Origin of the sequence: Shewanella sp. SR44-3, from assembly GCF_014163735.1 — a bacterium.
GTDB lineage: Bacteria > Pseudomonadota > Gammaproteobacteria > Enterobacterales > Shewanellaceae > Shewanella.
In genome coordinates, this window is sequence record NZ_JACJDV010000004.1 from 47,999 (window position 1) to 69,649 (window position 21,651).

At 44.7% G+C, this 21,651-nt stretch carries 21 protein-coding genes and 1 pseudogene; 7 read left to right on the forward strand and 15 right to left on the reverse strand.

Going from position 1 to position 21,651, the window contains the following annotated elements:
• Window positions 1–55: 55 nt before the first annotated feature.
• Window positions 56–2,821: a DNA polymerase I gene (gene polA / locus H5073_RS03465; RefSeq protein ID WP_182677016.1), complete on the reverse strand. Its 2,766-nt coding sequence runs from the start codon at window positions 2,819–2,821 to the stop codon at window positions 56–58.
• A gap of 386 nt (window positions 2,822–3,207) precedes the next feature.
• Between polA and elbB the strand changes: the two genes are divergently transcribed.
• Window positions 3,208–3,876: an isoprenoid biosynthesis glyoxalase ElbB gene (elbB, locus tag H5073_RS03470; protein ID WP_182677018.1), complete on the forward strand. Its 669-nt coding sequence runs from the start codon at window positions 3,208–3,210 to the stop codon at window positions 3,874–3,876.
• A 9-nt stretch (window positions 3,877–3,885) separates the two neighbouring features.
• Here the strand turns inward: elbB and glpG are convergent, their stop codons facing one another.
• The 6 genes from glpG to H5073_RS03500 form a co-directional block, all read right to left on the reverse strand.
• Window positions 3,886–4,731, reverse strand: coding sequence for a rhomboid family intramembrane serine protease GlpG (gene glpG, locus H5073_RS03475; protein ID WP_182677020.1), 846 nt, complete (start codon window positions 4,729–4,731; stop codon window positions 3,886–3,888).
• Window positions 4,728–5,036, reverse strand: coding sequence for a thiosulfate sulfurtransferase GlpE (gene glpE, locus H5073_RS03480; RefSeq protein WP_182677022.1), 309 nt, complete (start codon window positions 5,034–5,036; stop codon window positions 4,728–4,730). The genes glpG and glpE overlap by 4 nt, the downstream gene beginning before the upstream one ends.
• Window positions 5,037–5,138: 102 nt before the next feature.
• Window positions 5,139–6,164, reverse strand: coding sequence for an L-threonine 3-dehydrogenase (tdh, locus tag H5073_RS03485; protein ID WP_182677024.1), 1,026 nt, complete (start codon window positions 6,162–6,164; stop codon window positions 5,139–5,141).
• Between the two features lie 38 nt (window positions 6,165–6,202).
• Window positions 6,203–7,396, reverse strand: a complete 1,194-nt coding sequence (locus tag H5073_RS03490) for a glycine C-acetyltransferase (protein WP_182677026.1) — start codon at window positions 7,394–7,396, stop codon at window positions 6,203–6,205.
• A 218-nt stretch (window positions 7,397–7,614) separates the two neighbouring features.
• Entirely contained in the window at window positions 7,615–8,262 is a 648-nt protein-coding gene (locus H5073_RS03495) for a TetR/AcrR family transcriptional regulator (protein WP_182677028.1), read from the reverse strand.
• A gap of 175 nt (window positions 8,263–8,437) precedes the next feature.
• A complete protein-coding gene (locus H5073_RS03500) occupies window positions 8,438–9,142 on the reverse strand; it encodes a TetR/AcrR family transcriptional regulator (protein WP_182677030.1) in 705 nt (234 codons plus the stop codon).
• A 192-nt stretch (window positions 9,143–9,334) separates the two neighbouring features.
• Here H5073_RS03500 and waaA point away from each other — a divergent pair, with 192 nt between their 5' ends.
• Window positions 9,335–10,603, forward strand: coding sequence for a lipid IV(A) 3-deoxy-D-manno-octulosonic acid transferase (waaA, locus tag H5073_RS03505; protein ID WP_182677032.1), 1,269 nt, complete (start codon window positions 9,335–9,337; stop codon window positions 10,601–10,603).
• Window positions 10,604–10,609: 6 nt separating this feature from the next.
• Here waaA and H5073_RS03510 read toward each other — a convergent pair whose 3' ends face one another.
• Window positions 10,610–11,347, reverse strand: coding sequence for a 3-deoxy-D-manno-octulosonic acid kinase (locus H5073_RS03510; protein ID WP_182677034.1), 738 nt, complete (start codon window positions 11,345–11,347; stop codon window positions 10,610–10,612).
• A gap of 108 nt (window positions 11,348–11,455) precedes the next feature.
• On the opposite strand from H5073_RS03510, the gene H5073_RS03515 reads away from it, so the two are divergent.
• Both H5073_RS03515 and H5073_RS03520 read left to right on the forward strand, forming a co-directional pair.
• The gene (locus H5073_RS03515; protein ID WP_182677035.1) at window positions 11,456–12,508 is read left to right on the forward strand and encodes a glycosyltransferase family 9 protein; all 1,053 of its coding nucleotides are present in this window, start codon (window positions 11,456–11,458) and stop codon (window positions 12,506–12,508) included.
• Window positions 12,509–12,583: 75 nt separating this feature from the next.
• Window positions 12,584–13,339 (forward strand): glycosyltransferase, encoded by a 756-nt coding sequence (locus H5073_RS03520; RefSeq protein WP_182677037.1) that lies wholly within the window; start codon window positions 12,584–12,586, stop codon window positions 13,337–13,339.
• A 71-nt stretch (window positions 13,340–13,410) separates the two neighbouring features.
• On the opposite strand, the gene H5073_RS03525 is transcribed toward H5073_RS03520, so the two are convergent.
• Window positions 13,411–14,250: a glycosyltransferase family 2 protein gene (locus H5073_RS03525; RefSeq protein ID WP_182677039.1), complete on the reverse strand. Its 840-nt coding sequence runs from the start codon at window positions 14,248–14,250 to the stop codon at window positions 13,411–13,413.
• A 277-nt stretch (window positions 14,251–14,527) separates the two neighbouring features.
• Window positions 14,528–15,313: a glycosyltransferase family 2 protein gene (locus H5073_RS03530; RefSeq protein WP_259394807.1), complete on the reverse strand. Its 786-nt coding sequence runs from the start codon at window positions 15,311–15,313 to the stop codon at window positions 14,528–14,530.
• A gap of 160 nt (window positions 15,314–15,473) precedes the next feature.
• On the opposite strand from H5073_RS03530, the gene H5073_RS03535 reads away from it, so the two are divergent.
• Genes H5073_RS03535 through H5073_RS03545 form a run of 3 tightly spaced genes read left to right on the forward strand, consistent with a single transcriptional unit; the run spans window position 15,474 to window position 18,240 of the window.
• A complete protein-coding gene (locus tag H5073_RS03535; protein WP_182677041.1) occupies window positions 15,474–16,229 on the forward strand; it encodes a glycosyltransferase family 25 protein in 756 nt (251 codons plus the stop codon).
• Between the two features lie 15 nt (window positions 16,230–16,244).
• Window positions 16,245–16,745, forward strand: coding sequence for a pantetheine-phosphate adenylyltransferase (coaD, locus tag H5073_RS03540; RefSeq protein WP_182677043.1), 501 nt, complete (start codon window positions 16,245–16,247; stop codon window positions 16,743–16,745).
• A gap of 1 nt (window position 16,746) precedes the next feature.
• The gene (locus H5073_RS03545) at window positions 16,747–18,240 is read left to right on the forward strand and encodes a capsule assembly Wzi family protein (protein WP_182677045.1); all 1,494 of its coding nucleotides are present in this window, start codon (window positions 16,747–16,749) and stop codon (window positions 18,238–18,240) included.
• A gap of 80 nt (window positions 18,241–18,320) precedes the next feature.
• Here the strand turns inward: H5073_RS03545 and mutM are convergent, their stop codons facing one another.
• The 5 genes and pseudogenes from mutM to H5073_RS03570 all read right to left on the reverse strand — a co-directional run bounded on the left by mutM (window position 18,321) and on the right by H5073_RS03570 (window position 21,624).
• Window positions 18,321–19,136 carry a bifunctional DNA-formamidopyrimidine glycosylase/DNA-(apurinic or apyrimidinic site) lyase gene (gene mutM, locus H5073_RS03550; protein ID WP_182677047.1) on the reverse strand — a complete coding sequence of 272 codons (816 nt, stop codon included), beginning with the start codon at window positions 19,134–19,136 and terminating at the stop codon, window positions 18,321–18,323.
• A gap of 2 nt (window positions 19,137–19,138) precedes the next feature.
• The gene (locus H5073_RS03555) at window positions 19,139–19,591 is read right to left on the reverse strand and encodes a hypothetical protein (protein ID WP_182677049.1); all 453 of its coding nucleotides are present in this window, start codon (window positions 19,589–19,591) and stop codon (window positions 19,139–19,141) included.
• A 146-nt stretch (window positions 19,592–19,737) separates the two neighbouring features.
• A pseudogene (gene mobB / locus H5073_RS03560) lies at window positions 19,738–20,271 on the reverse strand (molybdopterin-guanine dinucleotide biosynthesis protein MobB); the annotation flags it as partial.
• Window positions 20,268–20,861 carry a molybdenum cofactor guanylyltransferase MobA gene (mobA, locus tag H5073_RS03565; protein WP_182677053.1) on the reverse strand — a complete coding sequence of 198 codons (594 nt, stop codon included), beginning with the start codon at window positions 20,859–20,861 and terminating at the stop codon, window positions 20,268–20,270. The gene mobA and the pseudogene mobB, both read right to left, overlap by 4 nt.
• 253 nt (window positions 20,862–21,114) lie before the next feature.
• A complete protein-coding gene (locus tag H5073_RS03570) occupies window positions 21,115–21,624 on the reverse strand; it encodes a GNAT family N-acetyltransferase (RefSeq protein WP_182677055.1) in 510 nt (169 codons plus the stop codon).
• Window positions 21,625–21,651: the final 27 nt, after the last annotated feature.

Below are 21,651 nucleotides of genomic sequence, written 5' to 3' on the forward strand. Positions count from 1 at the left end.
TGGGAAAGTGGCAGGCTTGAGTGCGGTAAATAACGCTATTTAAAACAAATTTTTTCTAGTGGGCTTCATCCCAGTTATTGCCTAAGCCAGCCTCAGCAAGTAAGGTCACATCGAGATCGGCGGCTTGCGCCATCAGTAAGCAAATCTTGGCTTTTAGTGTTTCAGCTTGAGCTTCATCCACTTCAAATACCAGTTCATCATGTACCTGCATGATCATGGTAATTTCACCTTGGGTCTCGGTTTTTATCCAGTTGGCTATCTTGATCATGGCTTTTTTGATGATATCAGCGGCAGTGCCTTGCATGGGAGCATTAATCGCGGCTCTTTCCGCTGCTTGACGACGCATGGCGTTACGGTCACGGATCTCTGGCAAATACAGGCGACGGCCAAATAGGGTCGATACGTAGCCTAATTCAGCAGCGTTGGCGCGAGTTTCTTCCATATAGGTCAGCACTCCTGGATAGCGAGCAAAATAAGTGTCGATATAGGTTTGCGCTTCGTTGCGAGGAATATCCAGCTGCTTAGCTAATCCAAAGGCTGACATACCATAAATTAAGCCAAAGTTAACCGCTTTTGCTCGGCGGCGTTGTTCCGTGGTGACTTCCTCAAAATGTGTACCAAAGACTTCTGCAGCAGTGGCTCTATGAATATCTTTACCTTCAGCAAAGGCGGTAAGTAAGCCTTTATCTTGGGATAAATGCGCCATGATCCGCAGTTCAATTTGTGAATAATCCGCCGCTAAAATTTTACGCCCCGCAGGGGCAATGAAAGCCTGACGAATACGTCTGCCTTCTTCGGTGCGAATAGGGATGTTCTGCAGGTTTGGATCGCTCGATGATAAGCGCCCCGTTGCGGCATTCGCCTGATGGTAGCTGGTGTGTACTCGACCTGTGGTGCCATTAACCATTAACGGCAACTTATCTGTGTAGGTACTTTTAAGTTTGGCTAGGCTGCGGTGGGCCAAGATAATTTTGGGCAGCGGGTAATCTAAGGCAAGCTCGATCAAGACTTCTTCCGCAGTGGATGGCGCTCCTTTAGGGGTTTTCTTTCTGATTGGGTAGCCCAATTTTTCGAAGAACAGCACTTGTAACTGCTTTGGCGATGCTAGGTTAAATTTTTCACCAGCAATCTCATAGGCCTCAAGCTCTAACTTATCTATCTTCTGCGCCAGTTCATCACTTTGTTGGCTTAATAGCATAGGGTCGATAAGCACCCCTTGGCGCTCGATATCAGATAAAACTTGAATGAGGGGAAGCTCTAATTCGCTAAATACTTGGGCCAGTTCTGGCTCTTTTTCAAGCCTTGGCCATAAGTGCTGGTGCAGGCGTAGAGTAATATCGGCATCTTCTGCGGCATAAGGCGCTGCTGTGTCTAAATCGATCTGGTTAAAAGTCAGCTGTTTAGTGCCTTTACCGGCAACATCCTCAAAGCTGATGTTTTTATGACCTAAGTATTTTAAGGCCAGCCCATCCATATCATGGCGTGAGGCGACCGAATTAAACACATAAGACTCAAGCATGGTATCGAAGCGCACCCCTTTTAGCTTGATACCGACATTGGCGAAGATGCTGATATCGTACTTTAAGTTTTGACCTACTTTAGCCGGGCTGTCGCTCTCAAGTATTGGGCGCAGCTTTTCGAGGGCTATTGCCATGTCGATTTGGCTCGGGGCATCTAAATAATCATGTGCCAGTGGTAAGTAAGCGGCTTCACCTGCCTGGACGGCGAATGAAATCCCCACGAGCTTAGCATCCATGTAATTTAAACTGGTGGTCTCAGTGTCAATGGCAATAAGCGGGGCTTGGCTTAGCTTGGCAATCCAAGTGTCTAAGTCATCGAGAGTTAAGATAGTATGGTAGTTTGCAGTGATAGTTTCAGCAGGAGGCGTGACTTCAGCCGTCTCAACATGGGATGCCACTTTACCTTGGGCTGGCGCTTTGTTATCTAGCACCTCTGCAAGCCAGCGCTTAAACTCCATTTCACCGTAACAGGCAATAAGCTCATCTTTATTATGAGGTTTTACCGCGAGAAGTTCCCAGCTTGGGTCGAGCTCTACATCTGTCTTAATAGTGGCAAGCTGGTAAGAAAGTTTAAGCATGTCAGCGTTGTCGATGATTTTTGCTGGCATGGTTTTTGAGCCTCTAAAACCCACTTCAACCACACTTTGGGGATCGGCTAATAATTTTTCAACGCTGCCAACTCCATTTAGCATTGCCAGTGCGGTTTTCTCACCCACGCCAGGCAGACCTGGGATGTTGTCGGACTTATCGCCCATCAGTGCTAAAAAGTCGATAATAAGCTCAGGGCCGACACCAAATTTAGTGGCCACTTCAGCAGGCCCCATTATGGTGTCTGTCATGGTATTAATCAGGGTGACATGCTCATTCACCAGTTGCGCCATGTCTTTATCGCCGGTGCTGATTAAGGTGGCGCGGCCTTCGGCGCTGGCACGCTTGGCTATGGTGCCAATAACGTCGTCGGCTTCAACCCCTTCAATACTGATAAGCGGCAAGCCTAGTGCATGGATTATTCTATGCAAAGGCGCGATTTGACTACGTAAGTCATCAGGCATGGGTGGGCGCTGCGCCTTGTACTCGCTGTACATATCATTTCTAAATGTTTTGCCTTTAGCATCAAATACCACAGCGATATGGCTTGGATTGTAACGACTCAACAAGCTGCGTAGCATATTGACTACACCGTAAACCGCCCCGGTGGCTTCACCCTTAGAATTGGTTAGATGTGGTGGCGCATAATAAGCGCGATAAAGGTAGGAAGAACCATCCACAAGGACGAGGGGGTTTTCTGGGATTGTTGGCATAATTTGAGTTCATTATCAGTCTGCTGAGATGGCGTTAGCATGCCACAGACAGAGCTTTTCAGCCATGGCAAAATATATCGCAGCCTGTGGATAAGTCTGTGAGTGAAATAATCAACATGCTGGAGTAGTTTTAAATACGGCTGGAAAGTAAAATTATAAGTTGTTGAATTTATTTGGTTAAAATGTTTTTTGTGAGTTTGATTATAATTTTGATAAAACATCCTTATTTGTGGATTTTTTTATTTTTGTGCTTAAAAATGTAAACTTCTTGGCTTTATTTTTAAGTCTTGATAAATTCGAGCAACTAAATTAGCACGAATTTTAATCAGATCAAGTGATTTGTTGGCTGGTTGTTAAAATAACTTGATATAACGAGGACCGTTTTAATGAAAAATGTTGCTGTTTTACTCAGTGGTGCCGGTGTCTTTGATGGTGCAGAAATCCATGAGTCAGTACTAACCTTACTCGCCTTATCTCGTGCTGGGGCCAATTATCAATGTTTTGCACCTGATATAGAGCAGATGCATGTGGTTAATCACCTCACCGGTGAGGTGGCAGTGAATGAGAGCCGTAATGTATTGGTGGAGTCGGCGCGTATCGCTCGCGGTGAGGTGCTCAATGCTAAGTCGCTGGATGTGAGTGAATATGATGCGCTGATTATTCCTGGTGGCTTTGGTGCGGCCAAAAACTTATCTAATTACGCCACTACTGGCAGTGATTGCACAGTTAACCCAATCGTGGCGGTATTTATCCGTGAGTTTGCCTTAGCAGCAAAGCCTGTGGGTTTTATTTGTATCTCGCCTATGATGATCCCAAAAATCTACGGACATGGCGCTAAGGCGACCATAGGTACTGACAGTGCTAGTGCCCAAGCATTTTCAGAAATGGGTGGAAAGCACATAGAGGCCAAGGTGGATGAAATTGTAGTGGATGAAATTAACAAGATAGTGAGCACGCCAGCTTATATGTTGGCAGGCTCAATTGCTGAGGCACATATAGGTATCGAAAAGTTGGTGACGCGGGTATTAGAAATGAGTGAACCCCACGCCGTTTAGTGAACTTGTTTAATTGGAATACTTAATTTTGCGGCTGTCAAAGGCCGCTTGTGTTAGCCCTATGAGTAAACCACCAAGATGAGCACCATTGGCAATGGGCATGCCGAGCAGATCGGTAAAGCCTAGTACTAACCACAGCATCATAAAACCCATGTAGGAATCGGGCAGTTGTAGCCCAGATTGTGGTCGCCTCTTGCCCATTAACCAAGTGTAACCCACTAGGGCATAGACGACTCCTGAGAGGCCGCCAAAGTTGGGGCCACTAATAAAATACTGCAATATGTTTGGCAGAGTACCGGCAACCAGCAATAACACCAGCAGTTTTGGCGCCCCGAGCCTGAGCTCAATTTTCCCGCCCAAGTACCACCACCAAAGTAAATTAAACATTATGTGCATGAGAGAAAAGTGTAATAGTGTGGGGGTGAATACTCGCCATACTTGAATTAAATCAGACTCTTGTGTTGCACCAAAAAATGACAAGCTTGTATATACCAGTTCAAGTAAGCCAAGGTTCATCATGGCAAACAGCAGCAGGCTGATGGCAAATATCCCTAGGGTTAGCGGCCCAGATTGAGTGATAAAATGCTGCGCCAATCCAAGGCCCGCGGCGCCGTAGTCAAAATGTGCTTTAGTGTCGCCAGAAGCCCATGAAGCTTGTAAATAGCGTTCAGCATAGGGCTCAGCTAAAAAACGTTCGAATTCAGCTTTTGCTTGAGTTTCTTGCTCGACTTGATGAATAACCAGCATGACACCTTGCTCGTTGAGTACAGGTTCACAATCAATCCCAATTCCTCTGAGATAATCGATAAATGCCTGAGCTGCACGGGCATTGTCAAGCTGACCTATAGGTATCATGAGTTAGCAAGGCTCCAAGCGCTGTAACCGCCATCTAAACTATAAACAGCATCGAATCCTTGCTCGCACATATAGCTGGCAGCGCCTTGGCTGCTCATACCGTGATAACACACTACGATAAGGGGCTTATCCATATCAGCATCGGCAATAAAATTGGCGAGATTTTCATTATTCAAATTCACTGAATTGGCAATGTGTCCCGCTTGAAAGCTTGCTGCATCGCGAATATCGACGATGGCGAGCTCAGGATCTGCAGCTTGCATATGAATAAGTTGATTGATAGATAAGTGAGTAAAAGCAGACATGTGAACCCTAAAAAAATTAAAGAGGCTGTAAGTATGAAATAAGGGCTTGTATAAATACAAGCCCTTATTGTGTCGGTGGTGCACAGGTATCACTTTTAAAGTTTAATCCCAGTTTAAGATCACTTTACCCGACTGACCTGAGCCCATGGCTTCAAAGCCTTGCTGGAAATCATCGATAGCAAAATGGTGGGTGATGATAGGCGATAAATCTAAGCCTGACTGGATCAAGCTGGCCATCTTGTACCAAGTCTCAAACATTTCTCGGCCATAGATGCCTTTAATGATAAGCCCTTTGAAAATAACCTTGCTCCAGTCGATAGCCATGTCACCGCCAGGAATACCTAGCATAGCAATCTTGCCGCCGTGATTCATGGTATCTAGCATGCCATGAAACGCAGATGGGACACCGGACATTTCAAGGCCCACGTCAAAACCTTCAGTCATGCCTAAATCGCTCATCACATCTTTTAAGCTTTCTTTAGAGACGTTTACCGCACGAGTGGCACCCATTTTACGAGCAAGCTCTAAGCGATATTCGTTCACATCAGTGATCACTACGTGACGAGCACCTACGTGCTTACAGACTGCAGCGGCCATAATGCCTATAGGGCCAGCGCCAGTGATTAAGACATCTTCACCGACTAAATCGAACGATAAAGCTGTATGCACGGCATTGCCAAAAGGATCAAAAATAGCCGCTAGGTCGTCAGAGATATCAGCAGGAATTTTAAAGGCGTTAAATGCAGGGATAACTAAATATTCAGCAAATGAGCCTTCACGGTTCACGCCTACACCTGTGGTGTTACGGCATAGGTGGGTACGACCACCACGGCAGTTACGGCAATGTCCACAGGTGATATGACCTTCGCCAGAGACGCGATCGCCCACACTAAATCCGCGTACTTCAACGCCCATGTCGACCACTTCGCCAACATATTCATGACCAACAACCATAGGCACGGGGATTGTTTTTTGTGCCCATTCGTCCCAGTGGTAAATGTGCATATCTGTGCCGCAGATGGCGGTTTTACGAATTTTAATTAATAGGTCGTTGTGACCCATTTCAGGCTTGGGCGCATCGACCATCCAAATGCCTTTTTCAGCTTTTAACTTACTTAATGCTTTCATAATTTTTCCTAAGAAATAACTGCCTAAGCAACTGCCTATTAGATAATGCCCATGTCTTTACCAATACGAGTAAAGGCATCAATGGCTTTGTCTAGTTGAGCCCGTGTATGGGCGGCTGACATCTGGGTGCGAATACGGGCTTGGCCTTTAGGCACAACAGGGAAAGAGAAGCCAACCACGTAAATTTGTTCGGCTAATAAGCGGTTAGCAAAGTCACTGGCAAGTTTAGCATCACCTATCATTACGGGTATGATGGCGTGATCGGCGCCGCCTAAGGTAAAGCCTGCAGTAGTCATCTGCTCGCGGAAATAACGGCTGTTCTCCCATACGGCTTCACGCAGGTCATGACCTGTTTTTAGCATTTCAAGTACATGAATTGAGGCGCTGACAATAGAGGGAGCTAAAGAGTTTGAGAATAAATACGGGCGTGAGCGTTGACGTAACCATTCAACCACTTCTTTTTTCGCCGCAGTAAAGCCACCCGATGCGCCGCCTAAGGCCTTGCCTAAGGTACCTGTGATGATGTCCACTCTGTCCATCACGTCGCAGTATTCATGGGTGCCACGGCCATTTTGACCGATAAAGCCAACGGCATGGGAGTCATCGACCATAACCAGTGCACCGTATTTATCGGCTAAATCGCAGACACCTTTTAGGTTAGCAATAACGCCATCCATAGAGAATACGCCATCGGTGGCGATAAGAATATTGCGTGCACCCGCGGCTTGCGCGGCTTTTAGCTGCACTTCAAGATCGCTCATGTCATTGTTGGCGTAACGGAAGCGTTTAGCTTTACATAAACGCACACCATCGATAATTGAAGCATGGTTTAGGGCGTCTGACACTATGGCATCTTCGGCATCTAACAAGGTTTCAAATAAACCGGCGTTAGCATCGAAACAAGAAGAATAAAGAATGGTGTCTTCCATGCCTAAGAATTCACTTAAACTTTTTTCAAGCTGTTTGTGGATATCTTGGGTACCACAGATAAAACGCACCGACGCCATACCAAATCCATGGCTGTTTAAGCCAGTTTGGGCGGCTTTAATCAGTTCTGGGTGGTTAGCTAATCCCAAGTAGTTGTTCGCACAGAAGTTGATCACTTCATTGTGATTTACTTGGATTGAGGTTTGCTGGGCCGAAGCAATAACGCGTTCGCTTTTGTATAAACCATCTGCTTTAACATCGGTTATTTGTTGATTGATACGTGCGTAAAATGAGGTAGATGCCACCAGATTTCTCCTAGGTATTTTTATAGGGAATTGTTGGCATTCTAACCTGTATTGAGACTGCTCCACAGTATTTTTTAAACAGGACAGAGCAGCTGAAGACGTCAGCAGGAACGCTTGGTTTACAGATTAGAAATTCTAATAAAAATTGTGGCTAGCTGATGAGGGGGCAGCCAGATTTAAGCTGGACTGCCGTTCAACTATAGGGCCGGTATTAAAATTTATGAGTTATCTTCCAAGGCTAATGCTCGGTAGTGTTGCTCTAAGTGTTTGAAGGTCTCGATAGCGTCGCTGGTGGAGTAAGCTTTAAACAGCATTAACACTCTAAGTAGGCCTTCATAGAGAGACGACTTAGTAATATTGGCAGCTCCAGAATAAGTGAGTTGGTTACTTATCCAAAAGCCTGCAATCATACGTATGGTGTCTGCCAGAGGGGTGATTTCATCATCGGCGATATTCAGAACCTTATCTTTTTTCAGCTGAGTTAAAATATTACTGCTGCGTGCCAGTACTTGCTGCTGAATGCTCAGGTATTTGCGTTTAAGCTCTTCATCGCGGCCTAAAATGGTCACTAAATTGGCGTACATAAAGCGGAATTTCCATAAGGTGTAAAACAGGGCATCGAAGTAGCCCATCAATAGCGCCATATCTACTTCTTTGTTCTCGTAGGGCTGAAATCCTTTCTCTAAATGCTGCTGATATAAATCAAAAATAGAGCGAATAATGTCTTCTTTATTACGAAAATGATAATACAAATTACCAGGGCTCATACCCAAATGGGCGGCAATATGGTTGGTGGTGATGCCTGGCTCACCATTTAAATTAAACAGCTCTAAGCTGGCATGCACTATGCGGTCACGGGTCTTCATCTCATTCCTATTTATTATTAAGTTATTCTCATTCCATTGAGATTGAGGCGCGCTATATCCAATCAGGGTAAGCAAGAAAGGGTAAAGTTAAAGTATTTACACTTATTCAAGTGTATGGCGCTAAAAGGATTTTGACTATAGTAGAAATAGGGTATTTAGGCATATACCCTCAAGGTCAGACCACTAGCGTGAGTGGTTCTGGCATGCAGCTGCAGGGCTTGGCATCACTATTTTTAGTTGTTTGTCCTGCAGCTAGGCGCTGATAATGGTGCTCTAGTTGAGTAAAAACTTGTTTGGAATCTTGAGTTGCATGAGCTTTAAAAATCATGATCACTCTTAGTAAACCTTCGTACAGTGATGCTTGGCAAATGGTGCCATAGATAGAGTGTGTTTGTTTATAATCAACCCAAAAGCAGGCAATCATACGCATAGTATCGGCTAGAGGGGTGACTTTTTCGGGATCGATATCGAGCATATTGTCATGTTTTAATTTGGCTAAAATGTTGCTCGATCTCTGCAGTGCTTTCTGTTGTACGATTTGGTAGCGTTTCAGCAAGCTTTGATCTCGATTAAGGATATCGGTCAAGTTGGCATAGAGAAAACGAAATTTCCACAGAGTGTCGAACATGGTGTCGAAATAGCCAATTAACAGGGGAACATCAACATTATCCGTTTTATATAGCTGAAACCCAGAATCAAGGTGTGATTCATACAAGCTGAAAATAGAGCTGATGATGTCCTCTTTATTGCGAAAGTGGTAATAAAGATTGCCTGGGCTTATGTTAAGGAAAGCGGCTATATGGTTGGTGGTGATGTTACGTTCTCCTTGTTCGTTAAACAGGTTTAGGCTGGTGTGCACAATTTTGTCACGGGTTTTCATGGGCGTATGCGCTTATATGCTGAGATATTAATATAACAAAGAATATAGCCATGAAGCGCAACCAAGATTGTGAGTCAGGTGGCAAAACGAGTGTATGAGTAGATTTTAGCGCTTTTTAGTGGGTTATTTTGTTGGCTGTGCTGGGTCATGTTAATATCTGCGGATTAATTCTATGCTGCTGTAATCCATTTGATGAATCGCCATTTATATTCAATTCTACTTTATCTTCTGTCTCCCTTATTACTGGCTTATTTAAGCTTGCGAGCCTTCAAAAGCCCAGATTATCGTGGCCGCTGGGGTGAGCGTTTTGGTTTCAGCAAGTTAAAGCCAACCCAAGTGTTGATCCATAGCGTTTCCATGGGGGAAACCTTGGCGGCAATACCTTTGGTTAAAGCTTTGATGAAGGCCCATCCTGAGTGGCGTTTTACCATTACCACCACCAGTCCAACAGGCTCGGCGCAGGTAATAAAAGCATTTGGCGATACAGTGCAGCATTGCTACTTACCGTTCGACCTTCCCTTTAGTGTTAGACGTTTTTTACGTCAATTAAGCCCTGAGTTGTGCATCATTATGGAGACTGAGTTATGGCCTAATTTGCTTCATCAGGCACATAATCTAGGCTGTAAGCTAGTGTTAGCTAACGCTCGTTTATCGCAAAAGTCTGCGAATAACCATGCTCGTTTTCCTGAATTAAATCGGCCAATGCTGCAATCATTGACAGCCATTGCGGTGCAGACTCAGGTAGAGGCAGAGCGTTTTATCGCTCTGGGCGTTGATGCGAGCCGAGTGCAAGTTTGCGGCAGTTTAAAATTTGATATACAGATTGATGAACTTAAACGCCAGCAAGCGACAGCGCTGCGCCAACAGTGGCGGCGAACCTATGTACCTGTGTGGGTTGCAGGCAGCGTCCATCCGGGAGAATTTGCAGCGGTATTGGCCGCCCATCAACAGCTTTTGGCGCGCTTTCCGCGGGCGTTACTTATTATGGCACCGCGCCATCCTGAGCAATTTGAGCTGGCAGCCAGCAGTATCAGTCAAGCTGGATTGCAATTAGTCAGGCGTAGCGCTGAAGTTGGCATAAGTGGTGATACTCAAGTGCTGCTTGGGGATACCATGGGCGAGTTATTGATGCTTTATGGTTGTGCTGATCATGCTTTTGTGGGCGGCACCTTGATTGAAAATGGTGGCCATAATCCGTTAGAGCCAGCGGCGATGGGGCTTTCTGTTTGTGTTGGCCCTCATCATTGGGATTTTGTGCAAATAACAGCGCTATTGGCTGATGCAGGTGGCTTAACTGTGGTGACTTCGGCTGACAAGTTGGCTGAGCGATTATTAAGTTTATTTGAGCAACCCGAGATGGCTCAGAAAGCCTCTGCTGCAGCACTTAGTGTTGTTACCAATAATCGCGGTGCCTTGGCCAAACAGTTGGCAGTCATTGAGGCTATTTACTTGATAAAATAATGCACATTACTTCATGCTTGCTTGGTAGCCGGTCATTAACGACTGCCAATTATCCAGGCTGAAATTTAGGCTTGTAAGCTTTGCGTGCTCTTTGTTAAATGAGCGCAGCAATCTTGCCAAATTAGCCTGTTGCCAGCTGCTTTGCTGCGGCCTTAACTCGCCGCGGTCGAAGTCGATAAGATAAAACTTATTAGCGTCAAACAAAATATTCTTGGCATTTAAGTCGGCGTGATACACGCCGCGTTGGTGGAACTGCGCCAAGGTTTCACCTAAAGCGTGCCATTGACTAGGAGTCAAACCGTCACTGCTTAAGTGGGCCACTAAATCTTTTGCTAAAGGCACGCGCTCTATGATGATATCGGCACGGTACCAGATCCCAAAGCGCTCAACATTGGCGGCAATCGGGCGCGGCACCGCAAACCCTTCTTGGTAGAGCTTCTCAAGTAACGCAAGCTCTGCAACGGCGCGAGTGCGCTCAAGCCCAGTATAGATGTAAGCATCCTTACTGAATTTTTCGATTAATCCACCGCGCCAGTAATGCCTGAGCACCCAGTGTTGTTCGCTGCCGCAGCGAGGGAAGTGCGCATTAGCCTGCACAAACCAAGTGGTATAGCGACCTTTAGATTGACCGACAATGGCATCTTTATCTTGCCAATAAGCCATCGAAAACCCAGCAACAGGCAGAGCCTGAGCTTCATCTTGGCACCAAGCGATATGGCCTTTTTGCGTTGTTTTTATTTGCATGCTTTAATCACAAAAGCTGAGGGAACTAAGTGGATCGAAACCGTATTCTACATTAAGATCGCCATCTTGCGTTAACCTTCTCACGGACCATCAAACAAACGGCTGCCCATGAAACCTGATTTTAGTTCAATGACTTCCCTGTGTTTATTACGCCTATCCGCGATTGGTGATGTGTGTCATGCCGTGGCTATGGTGCAGGCCATTCAGCGCCAGTACCCAAAGCTTGCCATCACTTGGGTGATAGGTAAGGTCGAGTATCAGTTAATTAAGCATTTGCCTGGCGTTGAATTTGTTATTTTTGATAAATCCCAAGGTTGGCGCAGTTATGGCAATTTACGCAAGGCGCTCGCGGGGCAAAAGTTTGATGTCTTATTGCACATGCAAGTGGCGTTGCGGGCAAGCATTGCGTCCTTAATGATTAACGCAAAAATTCGTATTGGTTTTGATAAAGCCAGAGCCAAAGAAGGCCAGTGGCTGGTGACTAACCATACTATTGAACCGCAAACCACTCCCCATGTATTAGAAGGCTTTATGGGCTTTGCAAAGGCCTTAGGTGTTAGCGATTTACGCCCAAGTTGGCATATCCCCATCCCAGAGGCTGATGAACAATTTGCCCTGCAGTTGGTGGAAGGCATTGAGCCTGTGATGATCATTTGCGCCGCAGCCAGTAAGCCTGAGCGTAATTGGCTAGCTAAACGTTATGCCGCCGCAGCAGATCATATGGTGAACCGGGGTTATCGAGTGGTACTGTGCGGCGGGCCGACCCAGCAAGAGCGGCAATTAGCCCGTGATATCGAGTTGGCAAGCGATCAATTATTAGAAAACCTCGTGGGTAAAACTTCGCTGACCCAGCTGTTAGCCGTATTGAAGCATGCCGATGTGGTGCTGTCTCCTGACACTGGGCCTGCGCACATGGCAGTAACCCAAGGCACGGCTGTGATTGGGCTTTATGCACATTCAAATCCTGGGCGCACAGGCCCCTATTTATCCCTTGATAGGGTGGTGAGTGTGTATGAGCAGGCCATAACCGGCCAATTTGACGGTGAAGTCCCTTGGGGTACACGGGCCAAAGGCGCGGAATTAATGCAATTAATCAGCGTTGAGCAAGTGATAAATAGCCTAGATGAATTCATTGTTAGCGGCGCAAATAAGCTTAGTTAAACTTGCCCTAATAGTTCGGCTCACATAGACTCGTGCTCAGCATGGGTTGTAAGTATACAAAAGTAAGGTGAAAGCGTGGAAACTAAAAGTGTCTCATTTGTTTTAACTAGCTGTAATCGTTTTGATTTACTAGAAGAAACCTTAATCAGTTTCTTTAAGTTTAATACTTACCCCATTGCCCAATACATTATTATTGAGGACAGCCATAATCTCGATAAGCTCAACAAGGTGCTGGCTAAGTTTCCAGAAATAGATTTTGTGGTACTTAATAATGAGCCACAACTGGGGCAAATGCGCAGTATCGACAGAGCGTACAGTAAAGTGACCTCAGATTATATTTTCCACTGTGAAGACGATTGGGAGTTTTACCGCAAAAGCTTTATTGAAGATTCATTTAAGGTATTAGACACCGACGAGAAAGTGGTCACAGTGTGGCTGCGTGAGCAAAACGACACCAATGAGCATCCGGTAGAACCTGAGCTATTTGAATGCACTGATCCACAAGGTCGCAGCTATCAAATTATGCAGCGCAATCATCAACGCCGCGCGGGCTCAGCTCTGTGGCATGGCTTTACCTTAAACCCAGGTTTGCGCCGCACTAAAGACTACCAACTTATTGCCCCCATTGGCGACATGGCTGGTGAACATGCCATGAATGAAATATACCATCAGCACGGCTTTAAAGGCGCGATTTTTCCAACGGGTTATGTGCACCACATTGGCTACCACAGGGGCATACGGTATAAGGTTGGCCAAAGTAAACTCGCCAAAGACTTCTCAGTAGGTTGGAAGCGCATTAAAGCTAAAGCCTGCCAGATTTTGGGGATCTAAATATTCTTGCCGTCATAAGGCCCTGATACTTGCATATGGGCCTTCTTTTTCGGTTGGCTGAGCCTCTTGGACTAGTGCTGGCTTTCTAACTGCGTGGGCTTGTGATGGTTAAGAACCATGAATTCATTAAGACCTTTTTCACACCAAGCCAACGAATGTTTGCTGGTTGCATCGAAGAGATCTTGGTTATATGCCGCCATGCTTTTTGAACTTTCCTTGTGGTAAATGTGATAAGCGACAGCAGTAAATTTCACTTCATTATTGAGTAGCCCTGAATTAACCAGTCGAATACAAAACTCTTTGTCTTCCGCTCCCCAGCCTACAAAAGCAGCATTAAACCCGTTTACTCTTATCGCATCTTCACGCCAAAAAGAAAGGTTGCATGAATGCACGCCAGCCACACTTTTTGTTTTCTTGCTGAATAGTTTAGATAATGATGTAGACCTGAAAGCGGCCTCCCTTCCTCTAGCAATTCCCTTAGACAGTCGAGAAGGCATAGTGTCAGTGTTCAAAATGGATCTTGAGTAGGCTTCAGATAGCCGAGCTCTTTTTCCTGAAATAAAACATCCAGGAACAGCGCGTGCCATGTGATCGGCGATAAAACGTTCATCCATTATAATATCGCCATCGATACAGATTATGTATTTAGATGTCGCCTTAGATATGGCTAGATTTCTACTTCTCGACACTCGAAACCCTTCATCGGCTTGCCAGCTGTGAAGCAGTTTAATGCCGAGTTTTTCTACTGAAGATTGGTATTTTTCTATTAATAACTTAGTTTCAGATGTTGAACCATCATCGGCGATAATAACCTCATTCGGTAAGCGTGATTGAGATAGTAGGCTCTGTAGAGTCTTATCTAGTGCCGCTGGCCAATTGTAAGTCGTTATTATTAGCGTTACTGTGCTCATCTTATAAATTCCATTTATAAACGTTTTTTTGAGCAGGGATTCTAACAAAAGATTATTATAATAGTTAGCTGTGAGCGAGAATTTATGGTGTAAATTACTGATTTTTCGATGGTTGCTGCTAATTTGTTACGTGATTACGTGTGGGCAGATAATGTTACTGGATATTTATTGTCACCATATCTGTTGGAAAGTCAGCTAGACACAAATGAAGATGCAAAATATTACCTATTACACTAAAAATTGCATCTACTAGCAAAATGTATAAATGCTGCAGTTATTATCGTTTATTTTTTTGATGATTTTCAAACAGCTTGGCTTCCTTAAGGAAGGCGTAATAGGCTTCCATGACCGCCAAGATAAAACCGCGGCGCCCTGAGAAGATTTTACGCTGTAAAAGGTATTCTTTGATAAACACTAAGGGCACGATAAGGAATAACTTAAGGTTTGAAAAGGATTTACCTTTAGCAAACTTCTCATCGGCTTTGAGGGTCGAATAAGTATTGTTCTTGCTGGTGATGGCGGCAATTGAGTCATAACCGTAATGGTTAAATACCTGATTGATGAAGATTTCCTTGCCATCGACTGTGGCGCTCTCGTGGGCTAAGCGGGAGTCGTCGAAGAAGGATTTAGACTTTTTATAGAGTCTGTGATTGTTGGGTTTTTTACTTAAGCGAGATAATGGCTTGCCAATAAAAATATCATTACGCCAAAAACGCACGCTATCAGCCTTATCTTGTTCGATAATCTCTTTAAACGCGGCAATTAGCTGTGGATTTATTTCTTCATCGCCATCTAAATTTAATACCCATTCATTACGGCACAAACTCATGGCATATTGCTTTTGCTTGGCATAGCCTTGCCATTCATGGCTGAAAATAGTCGCGCCAAACTGCTCGGCTATGGCAAGGGTGTTATCTGTGCTGCCAGAATCCACCAATATCACTTCATCCATGTCTTTGACGCTAGCTAGGGTTTTCGCTATGTGTTTCTCTTCGTTTTTAGTGATGATGAATACACTGATAGGTAAGGTCATGGGGTCGGCTTCTTTGATCGTTAATGGCAATAAAGACGGCAATTATACCCAATCACGCTTAATTTAGAAGCTAAGAGTTACCCCGTTTATACCGTCCAGCGGTTATTTATTTGCTTGCGAGTAAGAGTTCAGGGTTAGTAAAAAACTGTGTTAAAATGCGCCTTTGCAAAATTAACTGTGGTTGGTTTCCATGAGCTTTAAGATTTTTGTCATTAATTTAGACTCCAGTGTCGATAGAATTGAAAACATGCAGGCTCAATGCGCTAAATTGGGCATAGAGTTTGAGCGTGTGTCTGCCGTTAGGGGCAAAAATTTATCTAAAGATGAAAAAGCTGCCGTGTATAACCGCGATGTTAATTTGGCTAAATATGATAAAGAGCTTAATGATGGTGAGATTGGCTGTTACATGAGTCATGCTCGTTGCTGGGAGCAAATTGTCGCTCAAGATCTTGATTATGCATTAATTCTAGAAGATGATGCCATTCTGACTCCTGAGATCACAAGCTTTATTGCTAAGCTTGCCGAGTCAACTCAAGAGTGGGATTACATTAAGCTGTCCCATGGCCGCAAACCTAAAAATATTCTCAATGCCATCGATTTAGGCGATGGCTTATCTTTAGGTCAATGCATTAAATTACCTTCTACCACCACAGGCCAGTTTGTATCTTTGACTGGGGCTAAGAAATTACTGCAGCATGCTTATCCAATCGCTCGCCCTATCGATATCGATATCCAATTTTGGTACGAAAAATCCCTGCGTAGCTTTGTGGTGCGGCCTTTTCCGATTTTAAATGGCGATTTTGGCAGTGAGATTAATCAGGTGACAGATAGGCGTCAGGTGGATAAGCGCCAGTTTGCTCGCATCTGGCAGAAAATTAAATTTGAATTGAATTTACTGATTAACCGTGGCCGTTTAGGTGCGCTACCTAAAAGTTTGCTGAAATAGTAAGGGGTGCAGTCTATGCATAGAAGAGCAATTTATCCGGGTACTTTTGATCCTGTAACCAATGGCCACAGCGATTTAATTGAGCGGGCAGCAAAGCTGTTTAAGCATGTGATCATAGGCATAGCAGCTAATCCGTCTAAGCAGCCTAGATTCACCTTAGAAGAGCGAGTAGAGCAAGTGAAGTTAGTTACAGCTCATCTTGATAATGTTGAGGTGGTAGGGTTTAGTGGCTTGTTGGTGGACTTTGCTAAAGACCAAAAGGCGAGTGTATTAGTGCGTGGCTTGCGCGCAGTATCGGATTTTGAATATGAATTTCAACTGGCGAATATGAATCGCCGCTTGAGTCCTGATCTTGAAAGTGTGTTTCTAACACCGGCAGAAGAAAACTCATTTATTTCTTCAACCTTAGTAAAAGAAGTGGCCCTGCACGGCGGCGATGTGCGCCAGTTTGTGCACCCGCAGGTGGCTGCGGCACTAAATACAAAAATTGCAGCAATAAAAAAAGGCAGTCAATAACATGAAAAAAGGATTTTTAGTCAGCAGCTTATTGTTGGCATTGGGGATGTCAGTTTGTGGCTCAGTCGCTCAAGCTGCACCTTGGGTGGATGCTAGTGATATTTATCTGCGCGCAGATATTCAAGCGCTAGCAGATGCAGGTTTTATCACAGTGCCTGTGAATACTTACCCGTTAATGTGGTCAGGTATAGGTGAAAACTTAGCCAAAGCAGAGCCTTCGCTCATGACGCCAGCGCAGATGGATGCCTTTGCCAGAGTGAATTTTTATTACCAAAATGCTATCAATAACCGTGGCAATAAAAGCATGAAACTTGCAGGCGCCACAGATGCGGCGCGTTTTCAGCATTTTGGTTCCGATTACCGTGAAAAAGGCCAGCTTTCTGGCTCAACTGAATATTTAGGTGAGCGCTTTGCTTTTAAGGCTGCCGCCACTGCTAACTATCACCCCACAGATGAGGAAAACCTACGTTTAGATGGCTCTTATGTGGCGATGATCTTGGGCAATTGGGTGTTTACCGCTGGCGCTATTGAGCAGTGGTGGGGACCTGGCTTTGATACAGCTATGCACAAATCAACCAATGCCCGCCCTATGCCATCAATGATGGTGAGTCGCAATAATGCCAATGCCTTTGAGAGCCCTTGGCTGTCTTGGATTGGCAGCTGGAATTTAACTGCAGGCGTTAGTGTGGCTGAAAAAGAGCGCTTTGCACCGCGTATGTTGTTATGGAATATGCGCGCCTCGGTAAAGCCAGTACAACAACTCGAAATTGGCCTGTCGTGGACTACCCAGTTTTGTGGCGAAGGCCAAGAGTGTGACTTTGATGTGGCATTAAAGTCCATCACAGGTCAGCGAGATTGCCGAGCTGATAATTCAGATATAATTGGGTGTTCAAACTACGGCAACCAGATGGCAGGTTTTGATGTGCGTTACGGTGACATTTGGTTTGATGTCCCTGTGGGTATATACCTTGAACGTACCTGTGAAGACTCCTTGGGCGATCCATGGCAAATTACCGACTGCGCTAAAATGGTTGGGATAGACACCCGCTTCAACTTCCCTAAGCAGCAATATAAGTTATTTGCAGAGTACACAGATACCTTGGTTTATTGTGGCAGCGACTCGAACAGCTTCAACTGTTTCTATGAGCACAGCACTTATTTGAGTGGTAATCGTCACTATGGCCGCGCCTTAGGCAGCACTTATGACAGCGATGCTAAATCTTATGTTCTGGGTTTGGTGGGGCAATTTGCCAATAGCCAAGGCTTTACCGCCTTGCTGCGTTACGTAAATCTTAATGATGATGGCAGCACGCCAGGTAATACTTGGGCGCCACAACCGTTGAAAGAAGAGTTAACTATGGCCGAAGTTTCTTATCGTTTACCTATGCTTAAGGGCATGGTTACGGTTGGCGGCACAGTGTCACAATCTAAATTTGTCACAGAAAAAGATGATACCAACGCTTCTATCTTTGGGACTTACGAGTACAAGTTTTAACCGCGATATTTAGAGTGGTTAAGGAATAACAAAGGTTTCACTGGTGACAGTGAAGCCTTTTTTGTTGAAGTTGATTTACATTATTTTGTTTGGCATAAACCGCAAAATACTGTGGTGCGCTGACCGAGGCGGATTTCACTGAGTAAATTACCGCAGTGAGTACAGCTCTCGCTCCCTCGGCCGTATACATGCAATTTTTGGGCAAAGTAGCCGGGTTTACCGTCGGCATTGGTGAAGTCTTTTAAGGTGGTGCCGCCCTGCTTAATGGCTTGGGCTAGAATTTGTTTCACTTCAACGACCAATAAGGTCAATCTAGCGCTATCTATGCTGCCAGCGGCCGTTTGTGGGTGTATTCCTGCGGCAAATAACGCTTCATTGGCATAAATATTACCCACACCTACCACAATATGGTTATCCATAAGGCACAGCTTGATGGCTTTTTTCTTGCCCTTTAAGGCTGCTTGCAATTGCTGTGGATTAAAGCTTTCGCTCAAGGGTTCAGGGCCTAATTTAGCAAGCAGCGGATGAACCTCTTCTGGGAGTTCATACCAGAGCCAGGCGCCAAAGCGCCTAGGATCGTTAAAGCGCAATATACGGCCATTAGCTAACACTAAATCAATATGGTCATGTTTCTCAACAGGAGTATTTCTTGGCAAAATGCGTAAGCTGCCTGACATGCCTAGATGCACTATGGTGATCCCTGCATCTGTATCAATCAGTAAGTATTTAGCTCGGCGCCGAACACTGAGTATGGTTTGACCGACAATATTCTGCGCAATCTCAGGCACTGGCCAGCGCAAACAAGCATTGCGAACGATTAGCTCAACCACGGTTTGCTCGATAAGATAGGGCGCAATACCTTGGCGGGTGACTTCAACTTCGGGTAATTCGGGCATTATTATTTGGGTTCCAGTGACAAAATAGGGTCTAAATTTTTTCTAAGACTAGGGGGGACTTGATACCAATTGTTGGCGGGAGATTTGAGCAGGCCCTCATGACTATAGAGCAGCCATACCTGAGGTTCAGTGCTATGTTCTATGGCAAGGAGTAACTCTTGAGGTTTATAGTTTAATGCTGGAGGCGGTGCTATTGGAGATACTTGCACATTTGCCCAAGCTTGCGTCCACTGATGGCAATTTAATACTGATTCATCACAACGCCACTCGCCCTGACTATGGCTCATCCAAATACCGCTAAGTTGCAGCTGGGCTAACTTATTATGTTCATCGAACAGTGCGCTAGTGTCACTGGGAATATCTTCAGTCTGCTTATCCATAAAAGATAATACAGCAATCATAAACACACTGGCAGCGATCAGTATGTTATTCCACTGTTTACGTGCAAGAGCCATAGGTCTCCAATAATAAGCATCAATTAATGCCCTTATCTTACCTATAGATGGTTAGGCTTGGAAGCCTCAGTTTTAATGCCGCTCAACAAATGATTTGATGATTCACTTACTTATTCATCCAGTTATTTACTTAAGTGCTCTTTTAGATATTGGCTTTGATATTGAATAACGAAGTCGGCAATCTGAGATATGTTATTGATGTCTAAACGAGCGATCTCAGCTGGTGTTATTGTGTCATCACAACAGGCAATGGCGAGGATATTATCATCTTGAGTGTGAATAAAAGGCTTATTGTGGGCGGCTCTATGTAACTCTATTTTAGGTAGTGCTAGCTTTTTAAAGCCTTCGATTAACACTAAGTCGGCTTTACTGGCGTCCAGTTGGCGTAATAGGTGAGCCAGATCAGGGTCGCCTTCAGTAGGCGCTTCTGTCATCAAGGCCCAGCGCACATGAGAGGCGACTAATACTTGCTGCGCACCCGCTTTACGCATTTCATAGCTGTCCTTTCCAGGCGTATCAATATCAAAATCATGGTGAGCATGTTTCAGCACCGCAAGCCTTAGACCGCGGCGATTTAACTCAGGAATAAGCTGAGTCAATAAGGTGGTTTTGCCAGTACCGCTATAAGCGCAAAAGCCTAGTACGGGAATGGTCAAGGGGTTAATAAAAGGCTGATTCATAATGGGCGCTCCTCTGTACTAAGCCGAGCAATTTGCTCATGGGTATTGATATTCATGAAAGCGTCAGGATTATCGCTAAAAGTACACACGCTAAAGTGCTGGCTTCGATACCAAGTCTTAAGCTTTCGCTCGCCAGCATCAAGATAGTCCCGAATTGATTGGGCGACGTTGACTTTGAGTAATAGCACCACAGGTTGCTCTTGCTCACCATCACTAGCGACTACTATGTCGGTTTGCTTAGCTTGCATGCAAGCTTGCATGCGTGAAACTAAATCTGTGGGTAGCCAAGGACAATCGCAAGGCACAACCAGTAAAATATTGTCATCTAAATGATGTAAGGCGGTTAATATTCCCGCAAGTGGCCCCATAAAATCTTGGTTCTCATCAGCAATAACCTCGTACCCTAAGGCTTGGTAAGCCGCTAAGTTGCGATTGGCATTGATCACTAGGTGCTCAACTTGAGGGGCAATACGATTTAAGGCATGAGTTATCAGGTTTAGGTTTTGAAATTGAACTAAGCCTTTATCTTGCCCGGCCATTCTGCTTGCTTTGCCGCCAGCTAAAATCACTGCATTTACCACAATTACCACCTTATTCTATGGGGATTATTGCAGTCTGTCTTATGCTTGGACTTAGGTCAAAGGTAAGGGGTAAATTTGTGATGACTAATATAGATATATGAGTGTTAGGCTAAATTACAGACAAAAAAAAGCCGGGTGATGTAACCCCGGCCACAAAGAGTGTGTGAGCAATGTCGTGCTTGCGAACTCAGTGTCAGTTTAAAGATGATGAGGCCTTTAAATGATTACCAAGTTTTGGAACGCGAGTTAACAATAATCATTCTCATTTGTGTTTGCAAGTTATATTTTGAGATTTATCGCTTTCTTTACAAACTAGCTGTTTATGTAGTTCAATTTTATTCAGGCTAATGTCTTGATTACTGGGCTCTAGCGCCGCAATTTGATAACCATTTTTAACCAGCATTAACAGCATAGGCTGAAACTCATTGAAGGTCTTAACGCTGATGCAGGTAAACTGCTGTTCCCTTGCCCATGCCTCTTGTTCTGCTAGCATGGTTTTAGCAAGGCCAAGGTGGCGCTGAGTAGGAATAACCGCGCCCAACCAGCTGTAAAAGTGCCGCTCTGTGAGTGAGTAGCCAATCTTAAATCCAGCCAGTTGATTATCAACTAAGGCTAATAAGATTAAACATTTTTTTTGGTGAGCCAAACGTTCAAGCAGTTGTTCTGGAGATAAAGGCCGATTTAATTCAGGGATGTCATTAATAAAAACACTTAATTGCTGTGCGGTATCGGCCGTTAGAGTGGTTAACTCTTTAATAGTGATATTCTTCACAAGAAGCATTTCCTTAAGCGCCCCCAG

Excerpts from the sequence above, each read along its gene's own strand:
- polA (WP_182677016.1), bottom strand. The coding sequence starts at position 2,821 with ATGCCAACAATCCCAGAAAACCCCCTCGTCCTTGTGGATGGTTCTTCC.
- elbB (WP_182677018.1), top strand. The coding sequence starts at position 3,208 with ATGAAAAATGTTGCTGTTTTACTCAGTGGTGCCGGTGTCTTTGATGGT.
- glpG (WP_182677020.1), bottom strand. The coding sequence starts at position 4,731 with ATGATACCTATAGGTCAGCTTGACAATGCCCGTGCAGCTCAGGCATTT.
- glpE (WP_182677022.1), bottom strand. The coding sequence starts at position 5,036 with ATGTCTGCTTTTACTCACTTATCTATCAATCAACTTATTCATATGCAA.
- tdh (WP_182677024.1), bottom strand. The coding sequence starts at position 6,164 with ATGAAAGCATTAAGTAAGTTAAAAGCTGAAAAAGGCATTTGGATGGTC.
- H5073_RS03495 (WP_182677028.1), bottom strand. The coding sequence starts at position 8,262 with ATGAAGACCCGTGACCGCATAGTGCATGCCAGCTTAGAGCTGTTTAAT.
- H5073_RS03500 (WP_182677030.1), bottom strand. The coding sequence starts at position 9,142 with ATGAAAACCCGTGACAAAATTGTGCACACCAGCCTAAACCTGTTTAAC.
- waaA (WP_182677032.1), top strand. The coding sequence starts at position 9,335 with ATGAATCGCCATTTATATTCAATTCTACTTTATCTTCTGTCTCCCTTA.
- H5073_RS03510 (WP_182677034.1), bottom strand. The coding sequence starts at position 11,347 with ATGCAAATAAAAACAACGCAAAAAGGCCATATCGCTTGGTGCCAAGAT.
- H5073_RS03515 (WP_182677035.1), top strand. The coding sequence starts at position 11,456 with ATGAAACCTGATTTTAGTTCAATGACTTCCCTGTGTTTATTACGCCTA.
- H5073_RS03525 (WP_182677039.1), bottom strand. The coding sequence starts at position 14,250 with ATGAGCACAGTAACGCTAATAATAACGACTTACAATTGGCCAGCGGCA.
- H5073_RS03535 (WP_182677041.1), top strand. The coding sequence starts at position 15,474 with ATGAGCTTTAAGATTTTTGTCATTAATTTAGACTCCAGTGTCGATAGA.
- coaD (WP_182677043.1), top strand. The coding sequence starts at position 16,245 with ATGCATAGAAGAGCAATTTATCCGGGTACTTTTGATCCTGTAACCAAT.
- H5073_RS03545 (WP_182677045.1), top strand. The coding sequence starts at position 16,747 with ATGAAAAAAGGATTTTTAGTCAGCAGCTTATTGTTGGCATTGGGGATG.
- mutM (WP_182677047.1), bottom strand. The coding sequence starts at position 19,136 with ATGCCCGAATTACCCGAAGTTGAAGTCACCCGCCAAGGTATTGCGCCC.
- H5073_RS03555 (WP_182677049.1), bottom strand. The coding sequence starts at position 19,591 with ATGGCTCTTGCACGTAAACAGTGGAATAACATACTGATCGCTGCCAGT.